Origin of the sequence: Microlunatus ginsengisoli (assembly GCF_039537205.1) — a bacterium.
GTDB classification, from domain to species: domain Bacteria; phylum Actinomycetota; class Actinomycetes; order Propionibacteriales; family Propionibacteriaceae; genus Microlunatus; species Microlunatus ginsengisoli.
In genome coordinates this window covers 257,458-280,540 of record NZ_BAABAB010000010.1, presented here as the reverse complement: position 1 = coordinate 280,540, position 23,083 = coordinate 257,458, and the positions used below count along the sequence as shown (strand labels likewise).

Genomic DNA, 23,083 nt, shown 5'->3' with positions numbered 1-23,083 from the left:
GGTTTCTCACACTCTAGTCGACGCCGGAGCGGCCACGCAAGCGCTTCCGTACGACTGGCACCTGGACGACCAGCTGAGTTAGGCTGACCGAGAACTTCCTGTTCTGTCATGCAATATTCGGTTCGGCGAGGGCGAAGGGACGGTGGTCGATGCCTCCGGCGCGACGAACGACCGGCGCAACCATCGGCGATGTCGCCAGCCGCGCCGGGGTTTCGCGAGCAACCGTTTCCCGGGTCATGAACGGGCTGGCGACCGTGGACCCGCAGATCGCCGCCCGGGTGCGCTCCGCGGCGGACGAGCTGGACTACCGGCCCAGTGCCGCGGCCCGGAGCCTGGCCCTGGGCCGGACGCACACCGTCGGCTATCTGGTGCCCGACCTGACCAATCCGGCATTTCACGGCGCCATGCGCGGGCTCAGTCTGGCGGCGGCCGACGAGGGCTACCGGGTGCTGGTGGCCGACAGCGCCGAACGGGCTGCCGACGAGGCGCCGCTGGCGATCGAGACCCGCCGGCGCTGCGACGCGCTCGTGCTGTGCGCACCACGGATGCCGCAGCAGGAGCTGGTCGAGCTGCTGCCACAGCTGCAGCCGGTCATCCTGCTCAATCGCAACGCGGAGGAGGCAGGGCTGCCCCTCCTCAACGTCGACTGGGCCTCCGGCATGCGCGACCTGCTGCGACACCTGACCGGGCTCGGCCACCGGCGGATCGCCTACCTGGCCGGCCCGCCCGCCAGCGCCTCCAACACCGACCGGCTGAGCGGCCTGCGCAACCTCCCGGCCGGGGTCGAGCTGCTGGAGCTGGAGTGCGGCGCCATGTTCACCGACGGGCACGAGGCTGCCGGCCGGGTGCTGGATGCCGAGGTGTCGGCGGTGATGGCGTTCAACGATGTGGTCGCGGTCGGCCTGCTCGGCGCGCTGCACGAGTTCGGCACCGACGTACCCGGCGAGATCTCGGTGACCGGGTTCGACGACATCCCGTATGCCCGGTTCACCGCTCCCCCGCTGACCACGGCCGCCGTGCCGCAGGAAGAGATGGGCCGGCTCGCCTGGCAACGGCTCCGGGCGATCCTCGCCGGCGGCCACCCGCACGACCGCGTCCTGATCCGGCCGCGACTCGTCACCCGCGCCAGCACCGCCCGGGCGCGCAGCACCCCATCCGGAACCACCAGGAGCCGATCGTGACCTCCACGACACCCGTTCGCACCCGCACCGACCGCGAGCTCAAGCGCGAGCGGCTACTCGGCCTGCTCGACCGCCGTGGCGCGGACCGGCTCGTGCTGACCACCGCGACCAGCCTGGGCTGGTATCTCGACGGCGCCCGGACCCACGTCAGCCTGGCCGCCCCGCCGATCGCCGCGGTCATCGTCGATCGGGACGGCGAGGAGCTCGTGACCACCGGCAACGAGTCGGAGCGCCTGATCGCCGAGGAACTGCCCGCCGGCATGGCGGTCCGGACGGTGCCCTGGCATGCCGCCCTGCCGCTGCCCGCCGGCTCCCGCACGCTGCAAGAGGAGGACGCGCTGGACGACCTGCGGCGGCTGCGGGCTCCGCTGCTGCCCGCCGAGACCGCCCGGTTCCGCGCCCTGGCCGCGGATGCGGCCCGGATGATCACCGGCGTCCTCGCCGCCGCCCGACCCGAGCAGACCGAGACCGAGCTCGCGGCCGCGATCTCGGCCGGGATCGTGACGGCTGCGGCAGAGCCGCTTGTCGTGCTGGTCGGCGGCGAGTCCCGCCAATTCGTCCGGCACCCGCTGCCGACCGCGGCCCAGCTCGGCCGCCGAGCGCTGGTCGTGCTCTGCGCGCGCCGGCACGGCCTGATCGTGAACGTGAGCCGGTCCGTCGTGTTCGGGACGCCGACCGCGGCCGACATCGACGGCCACGAACGGATCCTCGCCGTCGAGGCCGCCTTTCTGGACGCGACCGTGCCCGGCGCGGTGCTGTCCGAGGTGTTCGCGACGGGCTGCGCGGCGTACGGCCGAAACGGGTTCGACGCCGAGGAGTGGCAGCGGCACCACCAGGGCGGCGTGGCCGGCTACGCCGGCCGGGACCCACGGGCGAGCGACGGCACCGACGACGTGATCGTGGCCGGCCAGGCGTTTTCCTGGAACCCCACCGGCGACGGCGCCAAGGTCGAGGACACCGTGCTGCTCACCGACTCGGGGCTCGAGATGCTGACCGCGGATCCGGCCTGGCCCACCCGCGACGTGGGCGGCCGGCGCCGGCCCGATCTGCTCACGATCGCCTGACAGGAGAGAGTCGACGTGCCCATCCGCGTGACCGTGTGGTCGGAGAACTACCACGAACGGCACCAGCCGGAGATCGCCGCCGTCTACCCCGACGGCATCCACGGCGCCATCGCCGCCGGGCTCGCCGACGACGGACGCTTCGAGGTCCGGACCCGGACCCAGGACCAGCCCGATCAAGGTCTGGGCGACGACGTGCTGGACGAGACCGACGTCCTGATCTGGTGGGGACATGCCCGGCAGGGCGAGGTGGACGACCGCTGGGCCACCGCGGTCAGGGCGCGGGTGATCGACGGGATGGGACTGATCGCCCTGCACTCCTCCCTGAACTCCAAGCCCTTCCGCGCGGTGATCGGATCGTCCTGCCGCAGCGCCGGCTTCCGGCACGGGGACAGCGAGCTGGTCTGGACCGCCGCCGCCGACCACCCGATCACCGCCGGCGTGCCGAGTCCGATCGTCATGGCGGACTCGGAGATGTACTGCGAGCCCTTCGACATCGCGCAGATCGACGAGGTGGTCTTCATCTCCAGCTTCGGCGGCGGTGAGGTGTTCCGGTCCGGCGTCACCTTCCGGCGCGGCCGCGGCCGGGTCTTCTACTTCGGTCCCGGACACGAGGAGTACCCGATCTATCACGACCCGATCGTCCGGCGGGTGATCGGCAACGCCGTCGCCTGGACCGCGCCCGCGGCCCGTCCGAGCCACCCCCGGATAGGACCGGAGCGGCGGGACAAGCCGCTCGACTGGTTCCGACCGGCCTGATCATCGCCCGGCCTGTCGGGCTGGAAAACGCTTTCGTCATTGGGCACGATAAGCAGGTGCCATCTCCAGAACGAGCCGGCCAGCGGGCGGGACAGCCGACCATCGCGGACGTCGCGGCCCGTGCCGGCGTTTCGCTCGCGACCGTGTCGCGAGTGATGAACGGCAAACGCAGCGTGGACGAGTCGCTCGCGGTGCGGGTCCGCGCCGCGGCCGAGGAACTCAACTACAGTGCCAGTCCCCTCGCTCGCAGCCTGGTGCTGGGCAAGACCAACACGGTGGCGGTCGTCGTCCCCGATCTGGGCAACCCGACGTTCCACGGCGTGCTGCGCGGGCTCAGTCACGGCGCCGGCGAGCAGGGCTATCACGTCCTGATCGCTGATTCGGCCGAGTCGGTCACCGACGAGCGGATCCTCGCCGTCGAGACCCGCCGGCGCTGCGACGGGATCGTGCTGGTCTCACCGCGGATGGCCGAGGACGATCTGCAGGCGCTGCTCGCCGAGCTGGACCCTGTCGTCCTGGTCAGCCGCGACGCGGGCGCGTCCACCACGACCCCGGTCGTCACCGCCGACTATGAGGCCGGCCTGCGGGGGCTGCTGGACCTGCTCTTTGACGACGGTCACCGCTCGATGGTCTTCCTGTCCGGCAATCCGCAGAGCGCGTCCAACGTCCGCCGGCTCGCCGCGCTGGACGGCTTCCTCCGCGACCGCGCCGACGTCGCCATCGAGACCCTGCCGTGCGGGGTGAACTTCGCCGACGGGTACGACGCCGCCGACGCTGTGCTCGCGACCGCCGCGACTGCTGTGGTCGCCTTCAACGACCTGGTGGCGATGGGGCTGCTCAGCGCGCTGAGCGAGCGCGGGGTCACGGTCCCGCAGCAGTTGTCGGTGGTCGGCTTCGACGACATCCCGTTCGCCCGCTACACCACCCCGCCGCTGACCACCGCTGCCGTGCCCGTGACCGAGCTCGGCGAGCAGGCGTGGCGGCGGATGTGGCGGCTGCTCAACCGCGAGCCCGCCGGCGAGCCGCTGGTGTTCCGTCCCGCGATCGAGCGCCGCGGCACCTCCGCCCCACCCAGCCCTCGCTGACGCTCTCGGATCGGGCAGGTTCCGGTGCAGCGACTCCGCACCCCGCCCGGCCGTGCGCGCCACACTCCGCACCTCGTACATCGACTCCGCACCTCGTACATCGACTCCGCACCCTGCGCGCGGGGTGCGGAGTCGCCCTCCGCGGTGCGGAGTGCGACGGTGGCGGCGACCCGGCGCACTCGCGAAAACCATTCGCGCACGAAGTTCGGGCCGGCACGCGAGGGAGTTGCGTGCCGGCCCGAGGTCGGTGATCGACGGTTCTCGACCTCCTACTTGCCGCCGGTGGTGGCGATGCCCTTGACGAGGAATCGCTGGCCGAAGAGGAAGACGATGAACAGCGGGATGAGGGTGACGACGGACATGGCGAACATCGCGCCCCAGTTGCTGCCGCTGGTGGCGTCGAGGAACGAACGGAGAGCCACCGGGACCGTGTAGGAGTTCGGGTCGGTGAGATAGATCAGCGGCGTGAAGAAGTCCGACCAGGTCCAGATGAAGGTGAAGATGGCGGTGGTGGCCAGCGCGGGTCCCATCAGGGGGATCATGACGCGGGCGAAGATGCGCCAGTGGCCGCAGCCGTCGATCCGAGCGGCTTCGTCCAGTTCGCGGGGAATGCCGCGGATGAACTGGACCATGAGGAAGACGAAGAACGCGTCGGTGCCCAGGAACTTGGGCAGGATGAGCGGCACGAACGTGTTCACCCAGCCGAGGTTGTTGAACAAGATGTATTGCGGGACGAGGACGACGTGGATCGGCAGCATGACCGTGACGAGCATGATGGAGAACAACACGGTCTTGAACCGGAACCTCAGCCGGGCGAACGCATACGCGGCCAGCGAGCAGGCGAACAGGTTGCCGGCGACCGCGCCCACGACCACGATGGCCGAGTTGATGATGTAGTGGCCGAACGGTGCGCTGAGCGCGTTCCAGCCCTGGGTGTAGTTGTCCAGGACGAGGTCGTTCAGCCACAGGCCTGGGGTCCGGAAGATGACGTCGGTGGGCCGGAACGAGGAGACCACCAGCCAGAGCAGCGGATAGATCATCACGAAGCTGGCCACGATCAGCAGGACGTGTTTCAGCATGGACCGGGCGTGTCGGCCGACCGGCCTGCCCCGGTCGACCTGGGCTGGGGCGGTGTCCGCGCCCACGGTCAGTGGGCTGGTCTCGGCCTGGAGCTGTGTCTCAGTCATCGTAGAAGACCCAATACTTGGAGAGGAAGAAGTTGATCGCGGTCAGCGCGCCGACGATGATCACCAGGACCCATGCCATCGCCGCGGCGTAGCCCATCTGGAACTGGCCGAAGCCCTTCTGGTACAGGTACAAGGTGTAGAACAGGGTCGAGTCAGCCGGCCCACCGGTGCCGTTGGACACCACGTAGGCCTGGGTGAACGACTGGAACGCGCCGATGATCTGCAGCACCAGGTTGAAGAAGATGATCGGCGACAGCAGCGGCAGGGTGATCTTGGCGAACCGGCGCCACCGGCTGGCCCCGTCGACCGCCGCGGCCTCGTAGTACATGCCCGGAATCTGTCTGAGCCCGGCGAGGAAGATCACCATCGGCGACCCGAACGTCCACACGTGCAGCAGGATGATCGTCCAGAGCGCGTACTTCGGGTCCGAGATCCAGCCGACGTGGGAGTCGATCCCGACCAGCCGGAGGATCTGATTGAACAACCCGTCGGTGCCGAACATCTGCCGCCACATGATCGCGATCGCGACCGAGCCGCCCAGCATCGACGGCAGATAGAACACCGACCGATAGAACGCCAGCCCGCGCATCCCCTTGTCCAGCAACAACGCGATCGCCAACGCCAAGATCAGCTGCAACGGCACCCCGACGAACACGTAGATGAACGTGACCTTCAACGAGTGATGCAACCGCGGATCCGACAACATCCGGAGATAGTTATCCAGACCGATCCATTTCGGCGCCTGGATCAGGCTGTAGGAGGTGAACGACAGATACAGCGACGCGATCATCGGACCGATCGTGATCACCACCAAGCCGATCAACCACGGCGCCAGGAACAGATAGCCGGCCTTGTTGTCCCGACCGGCCTCCTTCCGGCGCTGCGCACGCTCCTCCGGCGACCTGGCCTTGTCGACCTTCAGGTGGGAGAGCTCAGAGATCGCACTCATGTCATCAGCCCTGGAGGTTCGACTTCATCTCGTCGACGAACTTCTGGGCCGCGTCCGCGGTGCTCTGCCGGCCGAAGAGAACCTCGGTCTGGTAGCGCAGCATCACGTCGCCGAGCTTGCCGCCGCCGGGCGGAGGGGCGATCGGGGTGTCGGACAGCTCCGGCTTGATGTCGTTGATGAACTTCAGCACGCCCTGCTGCGCGCCGGACAGCTTCGGGGTGATCGCGGACTGGATGTCGCCGTTGGCCGGGACGCCGCGCTCGGCCAGGTTGATGTTCGCGGACTCGGTGGAGTTCACCCACCAATCGATCAGGGCCACGACCGCGTCCGGGTTCTTCGTCCGCGCGGACGCCGACCACAGCATCGACGCCTTGTACCAGGCCTTGCGCTCGGTGGCCTTGCCGGCGAGCGAGGGGAAGCGCAGGATCTTCAGCTCGGTGCCGGCCGCCTTGTTCAGCGCCTCGACCTGGTTCGACCAGTACGTCTGCATCGCACCAGTGCCGACCGCGAGCGTCGACTGGTCCAGCGACTTGGTCGCCTCCTCGGTCAGCTGGGCGGGTGTGCCGATCGCGCCGGCCTTTTGACCCTTGACCATCAGGTCGAACCAGGCCTGGGCGTCACCGGCCTCGAAACCGAGGCCCTGCGCGGTGAACAGCTGCTTGCCGTTCTGCCGGAGGTAGGCGGAGAACATCGCGTCGGAGTTGAACAGCGACGCCGCGCCGAAGGTGAGCTTCGCCTTCGACGCCACCTCGGCGGCGGTGTCGATCAGCGAGTCCCAGGTCCAGGTCGTGTCGTCCGGCAGGTCCATCCCGGCCTTCTCGAACACCTTGGGGTTGGCCATGATGGTGACGGTGTTGATGCCGGCGTTGACGCCGTAGAGGGTGTCGTTGATCTTGCCCGACTCGACCGTGCCGTCGACGAACTTCGAGGTGTTCACGCCGGAGAGGTCCAGCAGGGCGCCGCGATTGCCGTACTCGCTGATGTAGGCCATGTCCATCTGGATGATGTCCGGAGCGGTGTTGCCGGCGACCTGGGTGGCCAGCTTGTCCCAGTAGCTCGCCCACTCGCCCGGCTGCGGGGAGATCGAAACGCCCGGATTCGCCTGCTTGTACGCATCGATGGCCGACGTCGTGTTCTTGTTGCGGACGTCGTTGCCCCACCAGGCGAACGTCAGATCGCCCCCGCCACTGCTCGCGCCCCCGCCCGAGCTGCCCGAGCCGGGCGCACAGCCCACCAGCCCGATCGTGGTGGCGGCAGCGGCCAGGCCGCCCAGTAGAAACTGCCTGCGGTTCACGGCCATGACTTCTCCCTCATCGTTGCGGAAAACGTTTTCCCGGACACTATGCCGGGTCCCTCGCGGGTGTCAATCGGTGAGCGGGTCGGATCTGGAGTGGATCTCCGGCGTGGGCCCGGTGCTTGTCACCTCGGTTCGGCCCGCCCTCTGAAACTAGACTCTAGAAGAACGAAAGCGATTGCGCAAGCGCTTTCGTACACTCTCTTCCAACTGCGCCGCAGCCCAGCCGGAGCGGGTCGAGCCGGTGCTTCTGGCCGTGCCCGCCCCACATCGCCGCTGGACGCGGTGACCAGAGCGCGCGTGCGCAGTCGGAGCTCAGGATGCGGACGCGGTGCGAACCCGCAGCGGCCCGTCGGACCGGGGCGGGGCGGTGGACTCCCGGCGCATCAACTGGGCGGCGACGGTCTTCCGCCGGGGGCGGCTTGCGGCGGGCCGGGTGGCCAGGTCCAGTGCCTCTCGACCCATCTCCGCCAGCGGCAACCGGGCGGTGGTCAGGCTCGGGAACAGCAGCTCGGCGACGGCCACATCGTCGAAGCCCGCGACCGAGACGTCGCCGGGGACCGAGATGCCGGAGCGCCGGAGGGCGACCAGGGTCGCGATCGCCATCGAGTCGTTGAGGGCGAGCACGGCGGTCGTCTCCGGCCAGGCCTGCAGCGCCTGGACGGCAGCCGGACCGGCTCCCGCGGCGGTGAAGTCGGTGGCCACCACGTGGTGGCGAACCCCCTCCTCGGCGAACACCTGGACCGCGCCGCCCAGCCGGTCCTGCACGGTAGTCAGCGTCTCCGGCCCGGAGAGGATCGTCACGTCGGTGTGACCGAGCTCGACCAGATGACGGGCGACGGCGAGTGCGGCCCCGCGATTGTCGGGCAACAGGGCGTCCACGCCGAGCTGGTGCCGGCCGATCACCGCCGCCCGGCCACCGTTGCGCTCGTACGTCGCCAGCAGCCGGCGCGCCTCCGCCTCCAGGTGAGCGTCCACATAGCCGGAGCCGGCCACGATGATCGCCCGCGCGCGCTGCGCTGCCAGCGACCGGAGCTGACGCAGCTCGCGCTGCGGATCGCGCCCGGAGTGGGCCACCTGGACGATCAGTCCGCGCTCCTCGGCCGCGTGCACGACGCCGGCGGCGATCTCGGTGAAGTACGGATCGTCGATCTGGTGCACGATCAGCCCGGCGATCGAGGTCGCCCCGCCGGCCAGCGACTGGGCGTGCGTGTTCACCACGTAGCCCATGTCCTCGGCCACCTTGCGCACCCGGGCGGCGACCTCGTCGCTCACTCCGGTCAGCCCGCGCAGCGATCGCGATGCCGTCGCCAGCGAGACCCCCGCCGCCTCGGCGACGTCCGCGAGGCGCAGGCTCGTCGTGCTGTTGGACATCTCCCGCACCTCCCCCATCGATCTCGATCGCCTGTTGCACCGTCAGCCTACCGTAGCGTACGCTGACGTAAGCGCTTTCGTTAAGCGCTTACGCCCCATTCCACCGACCAGACGATCAAGGAGCGACATGGCAGAGCGGACGATCAAGGTGATCATGAACGGGGTCACCGGGCGGATGGGCTACCGGCAGCATCTGGTCCGGTCGATCCTGGCGATCCGCGACGCCGGCGGCGTGCCGGTCGGCGACGACCGGATCCAGGTCGAGCCGGTGCTCGTCGGCCGCAACGCCGACAAGCTGGCTGAGCTGGCCAAGCAGCACGGGGTTGCGGACTGGACCACCGATCTCGACGAGGCGCTGGCCGATCCCTCCGCCCAGATCTACTTCGACGCCCAGGTCACCTCGGCCCGCAAGGGCGCGATCCTGAGGGCGATCGCGGCCGGGAAACACATCTTCACCGAGAAGCCGATCGCGGAGTCGGTCGCCGACGGTCTGGAGCTGGTCGCCGCGGCCGAGCGGGCCGGAACGATCACCGGCGTGGTGCACGACAAGCTCTATCTGCCCGGCCTGGTCAAGCTCAAGCGGCTGATCGATCTCGGCTTCTTCGGCCGGATCCTCTCGGTCCGCGGCGAGTTCGGCTACTGGGTGTTCGACGGCGACGTGATCCCGGCCCAGCGGCCGAGCTGGAACTACCGCGCCGAGGACGGCGGCGGCATGGTGCTCGACATGTTCTGCCACTGGAACTACGTGCTGGAGAACCTGTTCGGCCGGGTCGAGGCGGTGACCGCCAAGGCCGTCACCCACATCCCGGAGCGCTGGGACGAGAACGGCAAGGCCTACACCGCCACCGCCGACGACGCCGCCTACGGCATCTTCGAGCTCACCGGCAACGTGATCGCCCAGATCAACTCGTCCTGGGCCGTCCGGGTCGACCGCGGCGAGCTGGTCGAGTTCCAGGTCGACGGCACCCACGGCTCTGCGGTGGCCGGCCTGTTCGGTTGCCGGATCCAGCCCCGGGCGCAGACCCCCAAGCCGGTCTGGAACCCGGACCTGCCGACCGATCAGGACTTCCGCGCACAGTGGGAGCAGGTGCCGGACCTGGAGGACTACCCGAACGGGTTCCGCGCCCAGTGGGAGCAGTTCCTCACCGACGTCGACGCCGGCCGCCCGCACTCCTACGACCTCGCCGCCGGCGTCCGCGGGCTGCAGCTGGTCGAGGCCGGCCTGCGGTCCTCCGACGAGGGCCGGCGGGTCGAGATCGGGCAGCTCTGAGCCATGACCACCTCTCTCGCCGCCCCCTCCCTCGGCACCGGCACCGTCCGGCTGCCCCAGGCCGACGGAAGTCTGCGGACCGTCGAGCTGGCCGATCCGCGCGCCTGGGCCGAGCACCCCCAGCCGTACACCAGCCGGATCGCGTTCGCAGCGGCTCACGTGGTCGCCGACCCGCACGGGGAGAACGTGCCCGGCGCACCGGCCGTGATCGACTGGGACGCCACCTTGGCGTTTCGCCGCCACCTGTTCCGCTACGGCCTCGGCGTGGCCGAGGCGATGGACACCGCCCAGCGCAACATGGGCCTGGACTGGGCCGCGACCCGGGAGCTGATCTCCCGTAGCGCCGGCCAGGCGCTGGCCGTCGGGGCCCGGATCGCGTCCGGTGTCGGCACCGACCAGCTGCCGGCCGCACCGGTCTCGCTCGATCAGGTGCTCGCCGGCTATCTCGAGCAGCTGGAGTTCGTCGAGGGCACCGGCTCGCAGGTGATCTTGATGGCGTCTCGGCACCTCGCCGCGGCGGCGAGCAGCGCCGAGGACTATCTGCGGGTGTACGACACGCTGCTGACCCAGGTCAGCCGGCCGGTCGTGCTGCACTGGCTGGGCGAGGCGTTCGACCCGAGCCTGGCCCGCTACTGGGGCAGTGCGGACGTCGACATCGCCACCGACACCTTCGTCGGCCTGCTGCACAGCCATGCCGACAAGATCGACGGGGTGAAGGTGTCGCTGCTCTCCGCCGAGCACGAGATCGGGCTGCGCAAGCGGCTGCCCGAGGGCGTCCGGCTCTACACCGGGGACGACTTCAACTACCCGGAGCTGATCGAGGGCGACGGGACGCATCACTCCGACGCACTGCTCGGGGCGTTCGCGGCCATCGCGCCGGCCGCCTCGGCCGCCCTGACCGCGCTGGACGCCGGCGACCTGCCGGCGTACCGGGCGGAGATGGCGCCCACCCTGGAGCTGTCCCGGCACGTCTTCGCGGCGCCGACCTTCTACTACAAGACCGGGATCGCCTTCTTGGCCTGGCTCTGCGGCCACCAGGACGGGTTCACCATGGTCGGCGGGCTGCAGGCCGCCCGCTCCCCCGTGCACCTGGCTCGGGTGTTCGAGCTGGCCAACACCGCCCGGCTGCTCCCCGACCCCGGGCTCGCCGCGCACCGGCTGGGCCTGATCCTCGACGCCGCCGGGATCGCGCGATGAGCCCGCCCGCGCAGAACAGACTGGCGCTGAACCAGAAGACGACCAACGCATGGTCGCTGCGCGAGGCGATCGACGGCTGTGTGGCCGCCGGCCTCTCCAGCATCGGGGTCTGGCGCGAGCCGCTGGCCGAGGCCGGGGTCGAGAACGCCCGGAAGTGGCTGGCCGACGCCGGGCTGCGGGTGTCGTCGCTGTGCCGGGGAGGCTTCTTCACCGCCGCCGATCCCGCCGCGATCGAGGCCGCCCACGCGGAGAACCTGCGGGCGATCGACGAGGCGGCGGTGATCGGTGCGGTCACGCTGTGCCTGGTTCCGGGCGGGCTGCCGGCCGGCGATCGCGATCTGGCGGGTGCCCGCCGGCGAGCGGCGGAGGCGATCGGCCGGCTGGTGCCGTACGCGAAGGAGCGGGGGGTCGCGCTCGGGATCGAGCCGATGAACCCGATCTACGCCGCCGATCGCGGCGTGGTCTCCACCCTCGGCCAGGCGCTCGACATCGCCGAGGAATTCGCACCCGACGAGGTCGGAGTCGTGCTCGACACGTTCCACGTCTGGTGGGACCCGGCCCTGCGCGAGCAGATCGCCCGCGCCGGCTCCCGGATCCACAGCTATCAGGTCTGCGACTGGATCACCCCGCTGCCGGCCGACTCGCTGCTCGCCCGCGGGATGATGGGCGACGGGCACATCGACTTCTCCGCGATCACCCGATGGGTGGCCGAGACCGGCTACGCCGGTGACGTCGAGGTGGAGATCTTCAACGCCGACGTCTGGGCGGCGCCCGGCGAGCAGGTGCTCGCCACCATGGCCGCCCGCTACGCCGACCTGGTGGAGCCCTTCCTCTGCTGACGTTTCTCCGAGTTGTCAGGCTCTCGGCGAGCTATAGCGAGCTGAGAGCCTGACAACTCTCGGGGGGCGTGCGGGGGAAGCTGGCATTCTTGGGCGATGCCCGACGACGAGCCGACCTGGTCCTGGGACCCGAGCCTGTACGCCGGGAGCGCCCGCCACTACGCGGTGGGCCGGGTCGCCTATCCCCCGACGATGGTGGAGGCGCTGGTCGACGCGCTGTCACTCGACGGGACCGGCACCTTGCTGGACGTCGGCTGCGGTCCGGGATCGGTCATCTTGTTGCTGGCGCCGTACGTCCAGACCGCGATCGGCGTCGACGCCGATCCCGACATGCTCCACGAGGCGGCGCGGCTGGCCGGACTCCGCGGCATCGACAACGTCGAGTGGCGGCGGCTCCGGGCCGAGCAGTTGCCGGCCGACCTGCCGCCGGCGAGGGTCATCACCTTGGCCCAGTCGTTCCACTGGATGGACCGCCCGCGGGTCGCCGGGATCCTGCGCACGATGCTCGAACCGGACGGTGCGCTGGTCCACGTCAGCGCCGAGACCCACGAGGGCGACGATCCGGGCGACGTCGCGGCGCCGCCCTGGGCCGCCGTCGAGCAGCTGGTGGCGCGCTATCTCGGCCCGCGGCGACGTGCCGGCCAGGGCGTACGTCCGCCCGGGCGGAGCGACGAGAACACCATCTATCGCCAGGCGGGCTTCCATGGCCCGCAATCGATCACGGTGCCGGGCTGGCGGGTCCAGCGCGGCGTGGACCAGATCGTCGCCGCCCTGCATTCACTGTCGTGGGCCGCACCGCACCTGTTCGGCGACCGGCTCGAGGACTTCGACGCGGAGCTGCGGGCCCTGCTGGTCGACAGCGCACCCGACGGTCGCTTCAGCGAGACCATGCGCCCGATCAGGCTCGACCTCTGGCGCTGAGCCGCGGCGCTTCGCTCGCGCTATATCGTTACAGCGCACAAGGAGGCGGAGCGATATGGGTCGAGTAACGGCGAAGACGGTGGCCGAGGCGGTCGGCGTGTCGGTCGCCACGGTCTCCAACGCGTACAACCGGCCCGGACAACTGTCCGCCGAGCTGCGGGCGAAGATCCTCGCCACCGCGGAGGAACTCGGCTATGCCGGACCGGACGCGGCCGCCCGGGCGCTTCGGAGCGGCAGGACCGATGCCGTCGGCGTGCTGCTGACAGAACGGCTCTCGTACGCCTTCTCCGACCCGTATGCCATCGGTTTCCTCGCCGGTCTGGCCGAGGTGGTGGAGCAGCGCGGCACCAGCATCGTGCTGATTCCGCTGCCGTGGACTAGCGACGACTCCGACCCCGAACCGGACCTGGTCACCGTGCGCCAGGCGGCGATCGACGCGATGACGACGCTGTGTGTCGCGGACGATCACCCGGCCAGGGTGCTGGCCCGGACCCGAGGCATCCGGCTGGTCGGCACCAACATCAGCGACGATCCCGACGAGAGCTGGGTGGCCGTCGACGACGAGGCGGCCGGCCGGCGGTTGGGCGAGGAGCTCGTTCGGCTCGGTCACCGCCGGATCGTCGTCGTCGCCGACACCAACGCGCCGGCCGGCAGTCCGGCGCGTCGGCTGCCGATGGCCGCGATCGACTGCATCGACTGCGCCGCACGGTTGCGGGGCCTGCAGGCGGTCATGCCGAAGGAACTGATCGTCGTCTCGGCCGGTCACAACGCCACGGCGTCCGGCGCCAGCGCGGCCCGCTGGATCCTCGACCACGTCATCGACGGGCCGGATGCGCCGACCGCGATGGTCGGCCTGAGCGACGTGATCGCGCTGGGAGCGCTCGACGTGTTCCGGGCCGAGGACATCGAGGTGCCGGGCCGGTTATCGGTGATCGGATTCGACGACATCCCGGCGGCGGCCCCCGCCGGGCTGACCACCATGCGTCAGCCGATCGGCGGCAAGGGCCGGCTGGTCGGCGAGCTGCTGCTGGACCCGGAGGCCACGCCGCGGCAGGTGCTGCTGCCGATGGAGCTGGTGGCCAGATCGACCACCGGCCCGGCGGCCGGCTGAGTCAGTCCGGCCAGGGTGCGCCGTAGGTCGCCGCGGCCTCCCCGGTCAGCTCGATCAGCCGCTCGACCAGCTCGGTCAGGCTGGCCGCGCCGAGCAGGCTGAGCTGGTCCATCGGGCCGATCGGCGAGATCCCGGCCAGCTGCCACAGCCGCGGCACCGGCTCGTCGGCGAGCACCACGTCCGGTGGCCAGGAGGACTCCACGAACTCGCTCGCCGCCGCCAGCGCCTGCCGAACCGTCCGTTCCGCCTCGTGCAGTCGTGGCTCCAGCGCCGGATCCCAGTCGAAGTCGGCCAACTCGGTCACCACCGCGCTCGGGTGCGGATCGTCCCGCAGCCACTCGACCACCCGGAATCGTCGATGCCCCTGCGCCTGGAGGCCGACGATGCCCTCCTGCGAGCCCAGCTCGGTGATCTCGGCGGTCGTGCCGACGTCGAACCGATGCTCGCCGCCGCCCACCTCGTGGCCGCGCTCGATCAGCACGACGCCGAACTCACCGCGCTCGTGCTTCAGCATCTCCGACAGCATGACGAGATAGCGCTCCTCGAACACGCGCAACCGCAACGGCATGTTCGGGAAGAGCACGGACCCGAGCGGGAACATGGGCAGGGTCGCCACGCCCCAAGCCAACCACGACAGCCGGCCGCGCACGCAGCGACTCCGCCCCGACAGCCCCGCGCTAGGCCTCCCGCGTCTTGGGCGAGCTCTCCTGGGTCTTCGCCGGGTCGCGCTCGACCACCGGATCCAGCGCCTCGTCGATCTTGGCGAGCAGGTCCGCGTCCAGCGTGACCCCGGCCGCCGCAGCGCTGTCGGTGACCTGCTCGGGCCGGGAAGCACCGACGATCGCGGTCGCCACGTTGTCGTTGTTCAGCACCCAGGCGACAGCCAGCTGGGCCATGGTCAGGCCGGCCTCGTCGGCCAGCGGGGCCAGCTGCTGGACCCGCTCCAGCACGTCGTCGCGCATCCAGCGCTTGATCATGTTCGCGCCGCCCTTGTCGTCGGTGGCCCGGGAGCCCGACGGTGGCTGCTCACCCGGCTTGTACTTGCCCGTGAGCACGCCCTGGGCGATCGGCGACCAGACCACCTGGGAGATGCCGAGCTCACGAGACGTCGGCACCACCTCGGCCTCGATCACCCGCCACAGGGCCGAGTACTGCGGCTGGTTGGAGATCAGCTGGAACCCGAGGTCCTTGGCCAGGGCGGCGCCCGCGCGGAGCTGGTCGGCAGTCCACTCGCTGACCCCGATGTAGAGCACCTTGCCCTGCCGGACCAGGTCGGCGAAGGCCTGCATGGTCTCCTCCAGCGGCGTCTCGTAGTCGTACCGGTGCGCCTGGTAGAGGTCGATGTAGTCGGTCTGCAGCCGCTGCAGGGAGCCGTGCGCGGCGTCCATGATGTGCTTGCGGGACAGGCCGAGATCGTTGTGACCCTTCGGACCGATCGGCCCGAACACCTTGGTGAAGATCTCCAGCGACTCGCGCCGCTCACCCTTCAGCGCCTCGCCGAGCACGGTCTCGGCCTTGGTGTTCGCGTACACGTCGGCGGTGTCGAACGTGGTGATGCCGGCATCCAGCGCGGCCCGGACGCAGGCATTGGCCTGCTCGTTCTCCACCTGAGAGCCGTGGGTCAGCCAGTTGCCATAGGTAATGGTCGAGATCTTGAAGCCTGAGTTGCCGAGGTATCGGAAGTCCATGACACGAACCTACCCGTTTCCGGTGGAACGATTCATCGGGCGTTGCGCTGCGGTCCGGTCGCGGGTGCCGCGCTTAGGCTGCCGGGGTGCCTCACGATCGATACGGCAGCGACGTCCTGAGCCCCGGCTGGCAGAAAGCCGGCAAGCCGGTCAGCGTCGACCTGCCCCTTCGGCGGGGGCTCGTGCTCGAGGACCCGAGCAGCGGGTACGTCGGCGAGGTGATGCGTTGGGAGAACGGCCTGGTCGTGCTCGAGGACCGGAAGGGCAAGCGGCGAAGTTTCCCGATCGGGCCGGGGTTCTGGTACGAGGGCAAGCCGGTCACCCTCCGGCTGCCGACCGCGCCGCCGGCCGAGACCGTCCGCAGGACCGCGTCCGGCTCGATCGCGGCCCCGTCGTCAACCCGGGCAAAGATCGCGCTGCCGAGCCGGATCTTCGTGGAGGGCCGGCACGACGCCGAGCTGGTCGAGAAGATCTGGGGTGCCGACCTTCGCGACGTCGGTGTCGTCGTCGAACTGCTGAATGGGGTCGACGAGCTGCCCGACGTGGTCGCGGAGTTCTCGCCCGAACCGACCAGGCGGCTCGGGGTGCTCGTGGACCATCTGGTGCCGAACAGCAAGGAGAGCCGGATCGCGGACCAGGTGGCGAAAGGTCCCGGCGGCGGCCACGTGCTGGTGCTCGGCCACCCGTACGTCGACATCTGGCAGGCGGTGAAACCGGCCCGGGTCGGCCTCGCCCGGTGGCCGGACATCCCGCGCGACGTCGAGTGGAAGCACGGCATCTGTGAGGTGCTCGGGCTGCCGCACGACGACCAGCGCGACATCGCGGCCGCCTGGCAGCAGATCCTCAGCCGGGTCAGCAGCTGGCGTGACCTGGAGCTGCCGCTGCTGAACGTGGTCGAGCAGCTGATCGACTTCGTCACCGTGGAACCGGGGAGCTGACCGGCCCGCGCTCGCCCTCGAGGAGATCGATGCCTCGTGTCGGGGTCCTCGGCCTGTTCGTCGCGCTTGGGGCGCTCAGCCGCTGAGCGCGGCCACCAGCCGGGCGAGCGCCCCGGTGTAGGCGTGATCGGCCGGCCGGGAGTAGCCGACCACCAGGGCGGGCGGCATGGTGCGATCCACCGGATCGAGGCCCGCGAACGTCCTCAGCCCCTCCAGCGCCAGACCGCGCGCGGCAGCGGCGGCGACCACCCCGTCCTCCGTGAGCCGCGCCGGCAGCTCGACCAGCGCGTGCAGGCCGGCGGCGATGCCGCTGACCCGGGTGTCCGGCGCCTGCTCCGCGAGCACGCTCACCAGGCGGTCACGGCGCCGGCGGTAGGTCAGCCGCATCCGCCGGACGATCCGGTCGTAGTCCCCGCTGCGGATCAGCTCGGCCACCGTCAGCTGGTCGAGCACACCGCTGCCGGCGTCCTCGCTCGACTTCGCTGCGACCACGTCGTCGACCAGAGCATCCGGCAGCACGAGCCAGCCGACCCGGACGCCCGGCACCAGGGTCTTGCTGACCGAACCCGCATAGACGACGCGCTCCGGGTCCAGCGCCTGCATCGCGCCGACGGGCTGCCGGTCGTAGCGGAACTCGCCGTCGTAGTCGTCCTCGATCACGTAGCCCTCCGCGCCGGCGGCCCAGCCGCAGGCGGTCTGGCGGCGGCGAGCCGAGAGGACCGCACCCAGCGGGAACTGATGGGCGGGGGTGAGCACGACCGCCCGGGCGTCGGTGCACGGCAGGTCCTCCACCCGCGCCCCGTGCGCGTCGACCGACAGCGGGCGCGGGGCGAGACCGGCCGCCAGCAGCACGCGCCGATGCGCGTCGTGGCCGTACGCCTCGATCCCGATCGAGGCGTGGCCCCGATCGGCGAGGACGCCGGCCACCACCCGTAGGCCCTGGGTGAAGCCCGAGGTGAGCACGATCCGCCCGGGGTCGGTCTCCACGCCGCGGGTCCGGGCGAGGTAGCCGGCCACCGCCTGCCGGACACTCGCCGGACCGATCGGGTCATAGCCGAAGACCTGGTGCGGCGCTCCGGCCAGCGCGCGGCGCTGGGCCGCGGACCAGCCGGCCCGCGGGAAGGCCGCGAGGTCCGGCACGCCGGGACGAAGGTCGAAGCGGGGCCGCCGGGCCTGCTGTGCCGACCGGCGGACCGCGGGTTGCTCGCGCTGCCGCGGGGCGCTCCGGTGGGGACGCGCGGCGACCCTGGTCCCCGACCCCTGCCGGGCCGTGAGCCAGCCCTCCGCGACGAGCTGCGCGTACGCCTCGGCGACGGTGTTCCGGGCGATCCCGAGGTCGGCGGCCAGCGTCCGAGACGCCGGGAGCCGCGTGCCCGCGACCAGCCGCCCGTTCTGCACCGCGGAGCGAAGAGCGCGTTCCAGCCCGGCCCGCGGACGACGGACGTCCACGTCGAGGTGCAGGTCGACCCCGGCGATGGACGGCGTGGAATTGGCCCGAGAATCTGCCATGGAATTGGACCTTAGCGCCGGGACACTCCGGCCGTAGCGTCGATGACATGACAACCACGATGGCGACCACCACTGACAGCCGGATCCCCGTCCGGCTGGACCTCGACCAGCACGCGGCGGCCTTCAGCCGAGCGATGTCGTCGCTGGACCACGCGGCCACCAAGGAACTCGACAGGGCCGGCATCGACCCCAGGCTTCGCGAGCTGGTGCGGGTGCGTGCCTCCCAGCTCAACGGCTGCGCGTACTGCGTCGACATGCACACCAAGGACGCGCGCGCGGTCGGCGAGACCGAACAGCGGCTCTATGCGGTGGCCGTGTGGCGAGAGACCCCGCTCTTCGACGCCCGGGAGCGGGCCGCGCTGGCCTGGACCGAGTCGGTGACCCGGCTCAGCGAGACCCACGTGCCGGATGCCGACCATGCGGCCGCCGCCGAGCACTTCTCGGCGCAGGAACTGTCGGCGCTCACTGCTTTGATCGTGACGATCAACGCCTGGAACGCGATCGGCGTCAGCACCCGAGCCTGGGAGCCGGGCTCGTACCAGCCGTGACGCGGGGCGGAGACGGAAAGAGAGATAGAAGGAGAGACACACGATGAGTACCACCCCGAAAGAGCTGGCCCGGACGTACTTCGACGCGTGGCAACAGGGCGACTGGGAGCGGCTGCGCGGCATCCTCGCCGACGACGCCACCTTCGCCGGACCGATGGGCACCGCCGCGGATGCCGACGCCTGCGTCGCCGGCCTGCAGGGCATGGCCGAGATGATCAGCCGGCTGGAGATCCGAGCCATGGTGGCCGACGAGACCGACGTGATCACCTGGTATGACCTGGTCGTCGGCGACACGACCGTGCCGACCGCCAACTGGAGCCACGTCGAGGACGGCACGATCACCCGGATCCGAGCGGCGTTCGATCCGCGCCCGATCCTCGGCCCGTGAGCCGGCGCCGGGGCGGCGGTTAGGCTCGCGTCATGCGACTCGGCGTGATCGTCCCTTCCATGTCGGACGGCTCGGCGCCGACGCCGGGCTGGCCGGCGATGCGCTCGTTCGCCACCCATGCCGAGGCCGTCGGGCTGGACTCGCTCTGGGTCTGCGACCATCTGCTGTTCCGCTTCCCGGAGCGGCCCGAGGGCGCGGCCCACGAGGTGTGGACGATCCTGTCCGCGCTTGCCGCGACCACCAGCCGGGTCGAGCTCGGCCAACTCGTCCTCTGCGCCTCGTTCCGCAACCCGGGGCTGACGGCCAAGATGGCCGCGGCCGCCGACGAGGTCAGCGACGGCCGGCTCATCCTCGGCGTGGGCGCGGGCTGGCACGATCCCGAGTACGCGGCGTTCGGCTTCCCCACCGATCACCGCGCCTCGCGGTTCGACGAGGCGCTGCAGATCATCGCGCCGCTGTTGCGGGGCGAGCGGGTCACCGTCGACGGCCGCTACCACCGGACCGAGGACGCCGTGCTGCTGCCGGCACCGCGACGCCGGGTGCCGATCCTGGTCGCGGGGCGCGGCCCGCGGATGCTGGCGCTGACCGCTCGTCACGCGGACGCCTGGAACACCGCGTGGTTCGGGATGCCCGACGGGCAGCTCGACGAGCGGCTGGCCGACCTGCGGGCCGCCCTCGACGCCGAAGGGCGCGACCCGGCGACGCTGCGGCTCACCGTCGGGATGGAGTGGGACCTCGGTCGACCGGACCGGATCGACGGCGGATCCGCCGATGCGATGGCCCGCGCGTTCGAGGCGTACGACCGGCTCGGCGTGAACGACCTCATCATCTCCCTCGATCCGGCGACCGAGGCGATGCTCGATCTGGTCGCCGAGGCCAGGGCGATCTGGGGCGGCTGAGCACGCGGCCGGCGGTCTGTCAGGCCGGTCGATCACGCAGGTCGATCACGCCGGTCGATCACTGGTGGCCGCAGCCCGGTGCGCCTCAGTTCCGCGTTGGCCAGCGCCCGGATCACGTCCCGGTCGCCGCGGCGCCAGGCGGCCACCGGATCGTCGCTGATCTTGGCGATCACGTGCATCGGCTGGCCCACCATGGCCCGCAGGGCGAACAGATCCAGGTCCGCCTGGGCGTCGATGAACACCTGCGCCGCCCGGGCCCGCCGGACGAACCGGACCCGGAGCGGCAGCCAGATCACCAGCAGGATCACCACCGGAATCGCGAAGACCAGCCAGCCGAGCAGCAGACCCGCGTGCTCGATCGACGAGATCTGCTGGCTGATCGCCGTGGTCACCCCCGACAGGGAGTCGACGGCGCCGTCGAACGGCTTGCGCAGCTCGCTGCCGATCCCGGGCACGCGGCCGGCCTGCTCGGCCGCCTGGCGGGCCTGCTCGGTCAGCTGTGCGGCCCGCTCCCCCGACGTACGCAGCGGGTCGGCGATGGCGTCGATGGTCCGCTGAGTGAACCGTCCGACGAACCACCAGAGGACCACCCAGACGACCATCGACAGATCCGCGAGCAGCTGGCCGGCCATCCTGCCCCGGCGCTGCGCGTACAGGCCCGCGGGAAGTCTCATACTGCTCGACCCTACGGGCGCTCCGCCGGGGCCGACGGCGCAGACCCGGTCAGTCCAGCAGGTCGCGGATGACGCCGTCGGCCAGCAGCCGGCCGGCCAGTGTGAGCCGGAGCGGACCCCCGCCCGGCTCCAGCAGCCCGCGAACGATCAGGTCGGGCACCCGGGCGAGCTCGGTAGGAATGAGCACGGCCGGGTCCAGCCCGTCGGACATCCGCAGCTCGAGCAGCACCCGCTCGATCCGCCGGACGTCGGCCCCGAGCACCTCGCGGGCGTACGCCGGCGACGTCCCCGCCGCCAGCCGATCGGCGTACGCCCGAGGGTGCTTCACGTTCCACCACCGGGTGCCGCCGACGTGGCTGTGCGCCCCCGGTCCGATCCCCCACCAGTCCGCCGAACGCCAGTAGCCGATGTTGTGCCGGCAGCGGGCGGCGGGCGAGGTCGCCCAGTTGCTCACCTCGTACGCCGCGAAACCGGCGCCGACCAGGCGCTCCTCTGCCGCCAGGTACTTGTCGGCGAGGTCGTCGTCGTCGGGCATCGGCAGTTCGCCGCGCCGGACGCGCCGGGCCAGCGGCGTGCCGTCCTCGACGATCAACGCGTACGCACTCAGGTGGTCCGGCGACGCGGCCAGCGCGGTGTCGAGGCTGGTCTCCCAGTCCGCAGCGGACTCCCCCGGCGTGCCGTAGATCAGGTCGAGGCTGATCTGCTCGAATCCGGCGGCCCGCGCCTCGGCCGCGCACTGCGCCGGCCGGCCGGCCGAGTGCACCCGGTCCAGCGTGGCGAGCACGTGCGGCACGGCCGACTGCATCCCGAACGAGATCCGGGTGAACCCCACCTCGCGGAGGCGGGCCAGCCCGCCGGCGTCGACCGACTCCGGATTGGCCTCGGTGGTCACCTCGGCGTCCGACGCCAGCCCGAAGACGGTTCGCACCCGGTCCAGCAGCAGGCCGAGCCGCTCGGGTGCCAGCAGGGTCGGCGTCCCACCGCCCACGAACACGGTGTCCACCGGTGGCGTGCGATCGCCGAGCACCCGGCCGGCGAGGTCGATCTCGGCCAGCGCGGCGGCGACGTACGCGTCCTGGCTGGTGCCCGGGGCCGCACCCAGCTCGGCCGCCGTATAGGTGTTGAAGTCGCAGTAACCGCAACGCACCGTACAGAACGGGACGTGCAGATAGATGCCGAATGGGCGTGCGCCCCGCCCGGCTAGCGCCGCCGGAGGCAACGCGCCGTCCGGCGGCGCGGGGTCGCCCTCGGGCAGCGCGCCGGGCACCGGCTACGGCACCAGGACGAGCTTGCCGCGGACGTGACCGCCGAGGCTGATCGCGTACGCCTCGGCGGCCCGGTCGAACGGGAAGGTCTGGAACTTGATCACCAGCTGCGAGCTCTCCAGCAGCCGGGCGCCCTGGGCGAGCGCCTCGAACGGGTGCGAGTCGGCACCGCCCCGGGTCAGGATCACACCGGACTCGGCCGCACCGTAGTTGGCGATGGTGACGACCTTCGCCGGCTCGGGCACGAGACCGATCAGCTCCGCGATCGGAGTCTTGCCGGCCACGTCGAACACGGCGTCGACGTCTCCGCCGGCCGCCGCTCGGGCCCGGTCGGCGACACCATCGCCGTAGACCACGGGGATCGCGCGGATCTCGCGCAGATAGTCCTGGTTGCCCTCGCCGGCCGAGGCGATCACCCGGATTCCCCGGGCGATCGCGACCTGGACCACCGTGGCACCGACCCCGCCGGCACCCCCGTCGACGAACAAGGTCTGGCCCGGCTCGACCCCGACAAGCCGGAGTCCCCGCTCCGCCGTCTCGATGCTGACCCCGGCCGCGGCGGCGAGCGCCCAGTCCACCGACGACGGCTTGAGCGCCCAGGCGTCCAGCACGGCGAACTCGGCTTGGGTGGCGTTCCCGCGGCCGAACACGTCGTCGCCGACCTGCACCCCGGTGACTCCGTCACCGATCTCGTCCACCACCCCGGCGGCGTCGAAGCCGAGCCGGCCGACCCCCTCCATCGGCTTGCCACCCGCGAACATGCCGGTGCTGAGCTTCCAGTCGATCGGGTTGATGCTGGCCGCGGCGACCTTGATCCGGATCTGACCCGGCCCGGCGTGCGGCTCCTCGGCCTCGGCCCAGCGCAGAACCTCCGGGCCGCCGTACTCGCTGAATTGCAGTGCCTTCATCTCATCTTCTCCGACCTGTCAGCGTCTCAGGCGGCTGC

The 23,083-nt window shown here is 71.0% G+C and carries 23 protein-coding genes; 13 read left to right on the top strand and 10 right to left on the bottom strand.

The genetic code is table 11. The annotated features are described in order from the left end of the window. Positions 1-149: 149 nt before the first annotated feature. The 4 genes from ABD747_RS08480 to ABD747_RS08465 are packed head-to-tail and all read left to right on the top strand — an operon-like array spanning position 150 to position 4,086. Positions 150-1,181, top strand: coding sequence for a LacI family DNA-binding transcriptional regulator (locus tag ABD747_RS08480; RefSeq protein ID WP_344803359.1), 1,032 nt, complete (start codon positions 150-152; stop codon positions 1,179-1,181). Then, on the top strand, positions 1,178-2,245 hold the full coding sequence (locus tag ABD747_RS08475; RefSeq protein WP_344803357.1) for a M24 family metallopeptidase: 1,068 nt from the start codon (positions 1,178-1,180) through the stop codon (positions 2,243-2,245). Before ABD747_RS08480 ends, ABD747_RS08475 begins: the two co-directional genes overlap by 4 nt. 15 nt (positions 2,246-2,260) lie before the next feature. Further along, entirely contained in the window at positions 2,261-3,001 is a 741-nt protein-coding gene (locus tag ABD747_RS08470; protein WP_344803355.1) for a ThuA domain-containing protein, read from the top strand. Positions 3,002-3,057: 56 nt separating this feature from the next. Next, the gene (locus ABD747_RS08465; RefSeq protein WP_344803353.1) at positions 3,058-4,086 is read left to right on the top strand and encodes a LacI family DNA-binding transcriptional regulator; all 1,029 of its coding nucleotides are present in this window, start codon (positions 3,058-3,060) and stop codon (positions 4,084-4,086) included. A 269-nt stretch (positions 4,087-4,355) separates the two neighbouring features. Here the strand turns inward: ABD747_RS08465 and ABD747_RS08460 are convergent, their stop codons facing one another. From ABD747_RS08460 to ABD747_RS08445, 4 genes are all read right to left on the bottom strand, one after another. Next, complete coding sequence (locus ABD747_RS08460) at positions 4,356-5,273, bottom strand: carbohydrate ABC transporter permease (protein WP_425562503.1); 918 nt, start codon at positions 5,271-5,273, stop codon at positions 4,356-4,358. Beyond that, positions 5,266-6,222, bottom strand: a complete 957-nt coding sequence (locus ABD747_RS08455) for a carbohydrate ABC transporter permease (RefSeq protein WP_344803350.1) — start codon at positions 6,220-6,222, stop codon at positions 5,266-5,268. Before ABD747_RS08455 ends, ABD747_RS08460 begins: the two co-directional genes overlap by 8 nt. 4 nt (positions 6,223-6,226) lie before the next feature. After that, on the bottom strand, positions 6,227-7,516 hold the full coding sequence (locus ABD747_RS08450) for an ABC transporter substrate-binding protein (protein ID WP_344803348.1): 1,290 nt from the start codon (positions 7,514-7,516) through the stop codon (positions 6,227-6,229). Between the two features lie 315 nt (positions 7,517-7,831). Continuing rightward, positions 7,832-8,890: a LacI family DNA-binding transcriptional regulator gene (locus ABD747_RS08445; RefSeq protein ID WP_344803346.1), complete on the bottom strand. Its 1,059-nt coding sequence runs from the start codon at positions 8,888-8,890 to the stop codon at positions 7,832-7,834. A gap of 127 nt (positions 8,891-9,017) precedes the next feature. Here ABD747_RS08445 and ABD747_RS08440 point away from each other — a divergent pair, with 127 nt between their 5' ends. The 5 genes from ABD747_RS08440 (at position 9,018) to ABD747_RS08420 (ending at position 14,228) form a co-directional block, all read left to right on the top strand. Next, positions 9,018-10,160 carry a Gfo/Idh/MocA family protein gene (locus ABD747_RS08440; protein WP_344803344.1) on the top strand — a complete coding sequence of 381 codons (1,143 nt, stop codon included), beginning with the start codon at positions 9,018-9,020 and terminating at the stop codon, positions 10,158-10,160. Between the two features lie 3 nt (positions 10,161-10,163). Continuing rightward, positions 10,164-11,357, top strand: coding sequence for a dihydrodipicolinate synthase family protein (locus ABD747_RS08435; RefSeq protein ID WP_344803342.1), 1,194 nt, complete (start codon positions 10,164-10,166; stop codon positions 11,355-11,357). After that, positions 11,354-12,196, top strand: a complete 843-nt coding sequence (locus ABD747_RS08430) for a sugar phosphate isomerase/epimerase family protein (protein ID WP_344803340.1) — start codon at positions 11,354-11,356, stop codon at positions 12,194-12,196. The genes ABD747_RS08435 and ABD747_RS08430 overlap by 4 nt, the downstream gene beginning before the upstream one ends. A gap of 96 nt (positions 12,197-12,292) precedes the next feature. Further along, the gene (locus ABD747_RS08425) at positions 12,293-13,117 is read left to right on the top strand and encodes a class I SAM-dependent methyltransferase (RefSeq protein ID WP_344803338.1); all 825 of its coding nucleotides are present in this window, start codon (positions 12,293-12,295) and stop codon (positions 13,115-13,117) included. Between the two features lie 55 nt (positions 13,118-13,172). Next, positions 13,173-14,228, top strand: coding sequence for a LacI family DNA-binding transcriptional regulator (locus ABD747_RS08420; RefSeq protein WP_344803336.1), 1,056 nt, complete (start codon positions 13,173-13,175; stop codon positions 14,226-14,228). 1 nt (position 14,229) lies between these two features. Here ABD747_RS08420 and ABD747_RS08415 read toward each other — a convergent pair whose 3' ends face one another. After that, entirely contained in the window at positions 14,230-14,844 is a 615-nt protein-coding gene (locus ABD747_RS08415) for an LON peptidase substrate-binding domain-containing protein (protein ID WP_344803334.1), read from the bottom strand. 61 nt (positions 14,845-14,905) lie between these two features. Continuing rightward, on the bottom strand, positions 14,906-15,916 hold the full coding sequence (locus tag ABD747_RS08410; protein ID WP_344803332.1) for an aldo/keto reductase family protein: 1,011 nt from the start codon (positions 15,914-15,916) through the stop codon (positions 14,906-14,908). 86 nt (positions 15,917-16,002) lie between these two features. On the opposite strand from ABD747_RS08410, the gene ABD747_RS08405 reads away from it, so the two are divergent. Further along, positions 16,003-16,854: a DUF3097 domain-containing protein gene (locus tag ABD747_RS08405; protein WP_344803330.1), complete on the top strand. Its 852-nt coding sequence runs from the start codon at positions 16,003-16,005 to the stop codon at positions 16,852-16,854. A gap of 75 nt (positions 16,855-16,929) precedes the next feature. Here ABD747_RS08405 and pdxR read toward each other — a convergent pair whose 3' ends face one another. Next, a complete protein-coding gene (pdxR, locus tag ABD747_RS08400; protein WP_344803328.1) occupies positions 16,930-18,363 on the bottom strand; it encodes a MocR-like pyridoxine biosynthesis transcription factor PdxR in 1,434 nt (477 codons plus the stop codon). Positions 18,364-18,410: 47 nt separating this feature from the next. Here pdxR and ABD747_RS08395 point away from each other — a divergent pair, with 47 nt between their 5' ends. The 3 genes from ABD747_RS08395 to ABD747_RS08385 are packed head-to-tail and all read left to right on the top strand — an operon-like array spanning position 18,411 to position 20,198. Then, the gene (locus tag ABD747_RS08395) at positions 18,411-18,911 is read left to right on the top strand and encodes a carboxymuconolactone decarboxylase family protein (protein WP_344803326.1); all 501 of its coding nucleotides are present in this window, start codon (positions 18,411-18,413) and stop codon (positions 18,909-18,911) included. 43 nt (positions 18,912-18,954) lie between these two features. Beyond that, on the top strand, positions 18,955-19,299 hold the full coding sequence (locus tag ABD747_RS08390) for a nuclear transport factor 2 family protein (RefSeq protein ID WP_344803324.1): 345 nt from the start codon (positions 18,955-18,957) through the stop codon (positions 19,297-19,299). A gap of 32 nt (positions 19,300-19,331) precedes the next feature. Beyond that, positions 19,332-20,198, top strand: a complete 867-nt coding sequence (locus tag ABD747_RS08385) for a TIGR03619 family F420-dependent LLM class oxidoreductase (protein WP_344803322.1) — start codon at positions 19,332-19,334, stop codon at positions 20,196-20,198. A 32-nt stretch (positions 20,199-20,230) separates the two neighbouring features. Here ABD747_RS08385 and ABD747_RS08380 read toward each other — a convergent pair whose 3' ends face one another. The 3 genes from ABD747_RS08380 to ABD747_RS08370 are packed head-to-tail and all read right to left on the bottom strand — an operon-like array spanning position 20,231 to position 23,045. Continuing rightward, positions 20,231-20,872, bottom strand: coding sequence for a hypothetical protein (locus tag ABD747_RS08380; RefSeq protein ID WP_344803320.1), 642 nt, complete (start codon positions 20,870-20,872; stop codon positions 20,231-20,233). Between the two features lie 49 nt (positions 20,873-20,921). Next, positions 20,922-22,139: a radical SAM family heme chaperone HemW gene (gene hemW, locus ABD747_RS08375; protein ID WP_344803318.1), complete on the bottom strand. Its 1,218-nt coding sequence runs from the start codon at positions 22,137-22,139 to the stop codon at positions 20,922-20,924. Between the two features lie 3 nt (positions 22,140-22,142). Further along, the gene (locus ABD747_RS08370; protein ID WP_344803316.1) at positions 22,143-23,045 is read right to left on the bottom strand and encodes an NADP-dependent oxidoreductase; all 903 of its coding nucleotides are present in this window, start codon (positions 23,043-23,045) and stop codon (positions 22,143-22,145) included. Positions 23,046-23,083: the final 38 nt, after the last annotated feature.

Bases quoted from the DNA above. Each gene is read 5' to 3' on its own strand.
- ABD747_RS08480 (WP_344803359.1), top strand. From the start codon at position 150: ATGCCTCCGGCGCGACGAACGACCGGCGCAACCATCGGCGATGTCGCC.
- ABD747_RS08460 (WP_425562503.1), bottom strand. From the start codon at position 5,273: ATGACTGAGACACAGCTCCAGGCCGAGACCAGCCCACTGACCGTGGGC.
- ABD747_RS08455 (WP_344803350.1), bottom strand. From the start codon at position 6,222: ATGAGTGCGATCTCTGAGCTCTCCCACCTGAAGGTCGACAAGGCCAGG.
- ABD747_RS08445 (WP_344803346.1), bottom strand. From the start codon at position 8,890: ATGTCCAACAGCACGACGAGCCTGCGCCTCGCGGACGTCGCCGAGGCG.
- ABD747_RS08440 (WP_344803344.1), top strand. From the start codon at position 9,018: ATGGCAGAGCGGACGATCAAGGTGATCATGAACGGGGTCACCGGGCGG.
- ABD747_RS08435 (WP_344803342.1), top strand. From the start codon at position 10,164: ATGACCACCTCTCTCGCCGCCCCCTCCCTCGGCACCGGCACCGTCCGG.
- ABD747_RS08430 (WP_344803340.1), top strand. From the start codon at position 11,354: ATGAGCCCGCCCGCGCAGAACAGACTGGCGCTGAACCAGAAGACGACC.
- ABD747_RS08425 (WP_344803338.1), top strand. From the start codon at position 12,293: ATGCCCGACGACGAGCCGACCTGGTCCTGGGACCCGAGCCTGTACGCC.
- ABD747_RS08420 (WP_344803336.1), top strand. From the start codon at position 13,173: ATGGGTCGAGTAACGGCGAAGACGGTGGCCGAGGCGGTCGGCGTGTCG.
- ABD747_RS08410 (WP_344803332.1), bottom strand. From the start codon at position 15,916: ATGGACTTCCGATACCTCGGCAACTCAGGCTTCAAGATCTCGACCATT.
- pdxR (WP_344803328.1), bottom strand. From the start codon at position 18,363: ATGGCAGATTCTCGGGCCAATTCCACGCCGTCCATCGCCGGGGTCGAC.
- ABD747_RS08395 (WP_344803326.1), top strand. From the start codon at position 18,411: ATGACAACCACGATGGCGACCACCACTGACAGCCGGATCCCCGTCCGG.
- ABD747_RS08390 (WP_344803324.1), top strand. From the start codon at position 18,955: ATGAGTACCACCCCGAAAGAGCTGGCCCGGACGTACTTCGACGCGTGG.
- ABD747_RS08385 (WP_344803322.1), top strand. From the start codon at position 19,332: ATGCGACTCGGCGTGATCGTCCCTTCCATGTCGGACGGCTCGGCGCCG.
- ABD747_RS08380 (WP_344803320.1), bottom strand. From the start codon at position 20,872: ATGAGACTTCCCGCGGGCCTGTACGCGCAGCGCCGGGGCAGGATGGCC.
- ABD747_RS08370 (WP_344803316.1), bottom strand. From the start codon at position 23,045: ATGAAGGCACTGCAATTCAGCGAGTACGGCGGCCCGGAGGTTCTGCGC.